The organism is Lysobacter claricitrinus (genome assembly GCF_045866565.1).
GTDB lineage: Bacteria > Pseudomonadota > Gammaproteobacteria > Xanthomonadales > Xanthomonadaceae > Cognatilysobacter > Cognatilysobacter claricitrinus.
Genome location: NZ_BAAFZV010000007.1, coordinates 1 through 4474, shown reverse-complemented (window position 1 = coordinate 4474; position 4474 = coordinate 1). Strand labels below are relative to the sequence as shown.

Annotated in this window: 3 protein-coding genes; all 3 read right to left on the bottom strand. The window is 61.1% G+C overall.

Translation table 11 applies throughout. The annotated features are described in order from the left end of the window. Positions 1-519 precede the first annotated feature (519 nt). The 3 genes from ACKTTN_RS14440 to ACKTTN_RS14430 all read right to left on the bottom strand — a co-directional run bounded on the left by ACKTTN_RS14440 (position 520) and on the right by ACKTTN_RS14430 (position 3930). Complete coding sequence (locus ACKTTN_RS14440) at positions 520-912, bottom strand: hypothetical protein (RefSeq protein WP_407910608.1); 393 nt, start codon at positions 910-912, stop codon at positions 520-522. A 1752-nt stretch (positions 913-2664) separates the two neighbouring features. Continuing rightward, entirely contained in the window at positions 2665-3162 is a 498-nt protein-coding gene (locus ACKTTN_RS14435) for a hypothetical protein (protein ID WP_407910607.1), read from the bottom strand. A 57-nt stretch (positions 3163-3219) separates the two neighbouring features. Further along, entirely contained in the window at positions 3220-3930 is a 711-nt protein-coding gene (locus ACKTTN_RS14430; protein ID WP_407910606.1) for a hypothetical protein, read from the bottom strand. Between the last annotated feature and the right edge of the window lie 544 nt (positions 3931-4474).

Sequence of the window (4474 nt, the reverse complement as noted above, 5' to 3'; positions counted from 1 at the left end):
CGAATTGTTAGGCCCCGTACGCGGCCACCGCATTAGAGATGCCGTGCGATCAAGTCCGCGAGCTGAGTCTGGCCGTGTTCGCGGAGATGCTCGACGAGAACTTCCCACGGCGGGATGTTGCTCATGTACACGTTGCTATCCGGGCCCGTGTACATGCCGCCACCCGGCCCCGAGTACAGCCCGCCACCAGGGCCGGTGTAGAGACCGCCGCCGGGGCCCGTATAAAGACAGCCACCAGGACCGGTGTAGCAACCGCCGCCGGGGCCGGTATAGAGGCCGCCACCCGGCCCGGTGTAACAGCCACCGCCTGGACCGGTGTACATGCCTCCTCCAGGTCCGGTGTATGCACCGCCACCTGGCCCCGTGTAGAGGCCGCCATTTGGTCCGGTGTAGCGACCGCCACCCGGTCCCGTGTACTGGTTCCGCGGCCATCGATTTTCAGTCACAGCGATCTCCCAATTAGGGGCCTAACACCTGAGTTAAGCCGCGCCGCGAAGCGGCGTCGGCTTGGACGAATTGTTAGAGCGCGAACCGGACAATGGCAATCAACAGCGCGGAAATCACGGTGCTGACGCCGGCTATTGCCGCGCTGGCTCCGAAAGAAGTGCCTAGACCCCACTTGAATCCAAGCACGTAACAGCCGGCCAGGACCGCAATTAGCAGCGGCCCAAGGGTCGCGGACCCGTGACCAAAGCTCAAGAGCGCAAGGATAAACACCACAGACAGGCCGAACGCGTAAGCAACCGCACGGGCGGACTGAGCGAATGAAAATTCCAGATCGATGAATCTTTCAGCGGTGATCTTCACCGTGGCGGGAATCGCCCCGGCGAGCAGGAAAAAGGAAATGCTAAAGGCCGGAGATGCGAAGGCGACGACCGCGACCGCCATGACTGCAAGAAGTAGATAAGGCATTCGAGCGCTCTAACACCGGAGTTGACCCGCGCCGCGAAGCGGCGTCGGGTTGAACGACTAGTTCGACGCGAGACTACCGCAAAGCACCGTGCGGCCGAAGGCGCGAGAACCGGGCAGGCGCCGCGGGATGCCGCCGGATACGCCAAGCGCGAAAATTGCCGCCGGACCAAACAAGAGGCGCCCCGCTGGATGCGGCCGAAGCAAAGACCGAAGGCCGACAGCTGCGCCGCGCCGCGAGATGCCGCGCGGACTTATAAGCACGTTTCTGCCGCCAGACGTGGCGAGGCGCAGCGTGATCGTTCCGAAGCTGCTGCGAAAACAGCCGAGGCAGCAGAAGGTGGAGCAGCGTGCATGTCACCCAACCACCAGAACGAGATGCTGCGGGCGAACACCTGAGTTAAGCCGCGCCGCGAAGCGGCGTCGGCTTGGACGAATTGTTAGGCCCCGGCGATTTTGCGACTTATCGGGGCGAGCGGTGAGCGGACGGACTGAATCTCCGACCGTTCGGGATTAAGAGAGTGCCCGGACTGCTTCAAAAACAGCCGGCACTCCACATATAGCTCATCTTCGTCTGGCACGAGAGCCAAGTCTTCCGGCTGGCAGGCTACCGCGACGGCAACGGAGAAGTTGGGACTGTCCGGTACGGACCAGACCGAAAACTCCGGGACCGTGGCGCCCGCTAGAAGCCGGTACTGACCAAGATCAACTGGGAACGTTCTTTCGCCATGGCCGCCGACGAAGTGAAACGAGCACTGATGCCGGCTACCAGCCCGAGCACAATTCAATTGGCTGGCACTTTTATCTGCATAAGTCTGTCGAACGGCAACGGGCGCGTTTGCGAGACTCGCCGCGGCGTGTGCGGTACTCGCTATCGCCGCGAGGAGAAAGATTCCCAAATGTCGTAAGCGCGTCATAAGTGTGTTCCGGGGCCTAACACCTGAGTTAAGCCGCGCCGCGAAGCGGCGTCGGCTTGGACGAATTGTTAGGCCTTAGCTACGTGCTGATAGACAACGAGAGCCGAGACCCAAGCGAGTACGAATGCTACATAGGCCAGGCCGCACACCCTGGCCCGCCAGCGGTAGGGAGAGCTCGGGTTAACCGCCGCGGCCCAAAGGCCTGCGACCATTTTGGGGCGAAAGCCGCGAATCTCGCGGGGCAATAGCCAACTGGCTACAAGCGCAACGGCCCACGCGGCAATCCCAGCAAGCACGCAGCCGATAAACGCGGCAGAAAACGGATCCCAGTTCGCCATTACGTTTGGTCTAAGGCCTAACACCTGAGTTAAGCCGCGCCGCGAAGCGGCGTCGGCTTGGACGAATTGTTAGGCCACTGCCCGATGAGATCGCGGCAACAGCCAAGTAGTAGCGGAGCAAACCAGACCGATGAGCAGGGCGGTCTTCGCTGCCGGCACCGGTACTGACGTGAACACGGACGCAGCCAACAGGGCCGACGCCGCGTAGAACCAACGGCTGATGCGGGACTTGGGAATGACGAGGAAGCCAGCTACGACAAGTGCGGCGGCCGAAGCTAAACAGCCCAGTAGGGCGATCGCTGAGATATCACCCTCCCGCGTGAGGCCCAACAGGCTCTGCAGCGACAGCAGCCAGACGCTTACTTGGACGGCAGAGAGCGCTGCTAACAGGTATCGCGTTGTACGGCCGCGTGGGCTATCGGCCGGCGACACATCACTGCCGGGAGCGCAGTAGGGATTTCGGCTTTCCATAAACTCTCCTGCAGGGCCTAACACCTGAGTTAAGCCGCGCCGCGAAGCGGCGTCGGCTTGGACGAATTGTTAGGCATCATCGCCGGGTCATCCAGCAGCGGCTGCACCCTGTTTACGTAGGCTTGAATGAGCGGAATCTCCTGCTCCGTGAACTCTCCTTCAAGCGTGCGGAAGTTCACACGACCCTCGGAAACCTCAAGGACAGCTATCCGGCTCCCTGCGACGATGACAAGCGGATAGCCGGCAGCCAAGACCTTGTAGTCACCTGGCAGAGGTAGAAGGCCCGCTCGCTCGCAGCGGATGAAACCAACGTCGGTTGGCGCGCCGGCGGGCAAAACAAACGGCTCGCTTCCTGCCAACTGGGCCACGTGCAGGGAGGAGTCCAATACGAACTGCTCTGATCCGTTCGAAAACATTTCGCATGCTTCCGTGGAAGGCGCGGCATGAAGCGGCGCGCCATCGGCGGCGATCGCCGGGCGTGCAGCACCAGCGAGGAGAAGAGCAATGGGTGCGAGGATGGTTCTCATGAGGCCTAACACCTGAGTTAAGCCGCGCCGCGAAGCGGCGTCGGCTTGGACGAATTGTTAGACCCCATGCGATGCTGCAGCTGCACCGGACATTCGCTGGCGAGCCAAGACAAGTCGAGCGTGGTCAACCAAGCGTGGAGAAGGCGGTCCAGCCTCAAGTGAGACGAGCGCCTCGCCGAGGTTGTAGAGCACGCCGATGGGTGCGCGCAGTAGACCGTACAAACTCCAGATGCCGAGCCCAAGGCAATGAGCAGAAGCCCACGCAGCGGCTGACCGTGCGCAGGAATGACAAGAGAGTCGCCATTCCTTTTTCCAGCGCGTGAAGACGACGGCGGAAGTGACGTACTCCGCCCCATACATGTCCGGTCTGGTTCTCGCGGCTCGACAGACCGGGCAGGGACTCGACTTAAGTTGAATCGCTTTCGCCTGGGCTTCGTCCTCAGATACGTCTACAGCAGCAATACGCAGCCTCGACGTGTAATGGCAGGCCTGACCGCAGAACTTTTGGCCCTCGGCAACAATGGGCACGCCCATGATGGCCTTACTGCAGAAGTCACATTGGTTAGTGACTCCTGTACGGCGCAATGCGTCCTTCTTTGCCTCGTGCAGGCGACCAGGAAGTTCCGAAGGATCAATTCCCCTTTCGCGCAGCACGACTTCGGCCGCGAGGTGCGCTTGGTCGGTCAACTCTCGGGTAGCCAAGCGCTCAAGAAGCGCATCGGTATCGAGAGAGCGAAACGTGGCTTCAAATTGCTCTTGCGAATACATGATTCTCACCAATGGGGTCTAACACCTGAGTTAAGCCGCGCCGCGAAGCGGCGTCGGCTTGGACGAATTGTTAGGGCCCATTCTGAGGCCTTCGGGCCGCATCAACGAAGTACCAGGTGTGGCAGCGCATTTGCTGCCCTTCGAAGTAGAAGCGACTCTCCATGTGCGCCTGGGCCGGATGACGATATGTAACGACGCGCAGAATGCGGCCAGCGGGAAGAGGCGTGCAGACACGGGGTTGGTTGGGCTCCGCGTAGGCACCACCAGCCGTGGTAACAGTTGCCGTGTGGTAAGGACGACCCAAGAGCTTGAGCGTTTCCGATAGGGGAGCTCGACTCTCGCTGGCGTGTTCGAGCTGCTCCATCCATGCGAGATCGCTATGCGACGTCGCTCCGGATACGAGCGGAAGAAGCATTGTGGCGAGTGCGATGATCTTCCACATGGGCCCTAACACCTGAGTCAAGCCGCGCCGCGAAGCGGTGTCGGCTTGGACGAATTGTTAGGCCTCAAGCCCAACGATGCACGACTGGGTATAGCTCATACG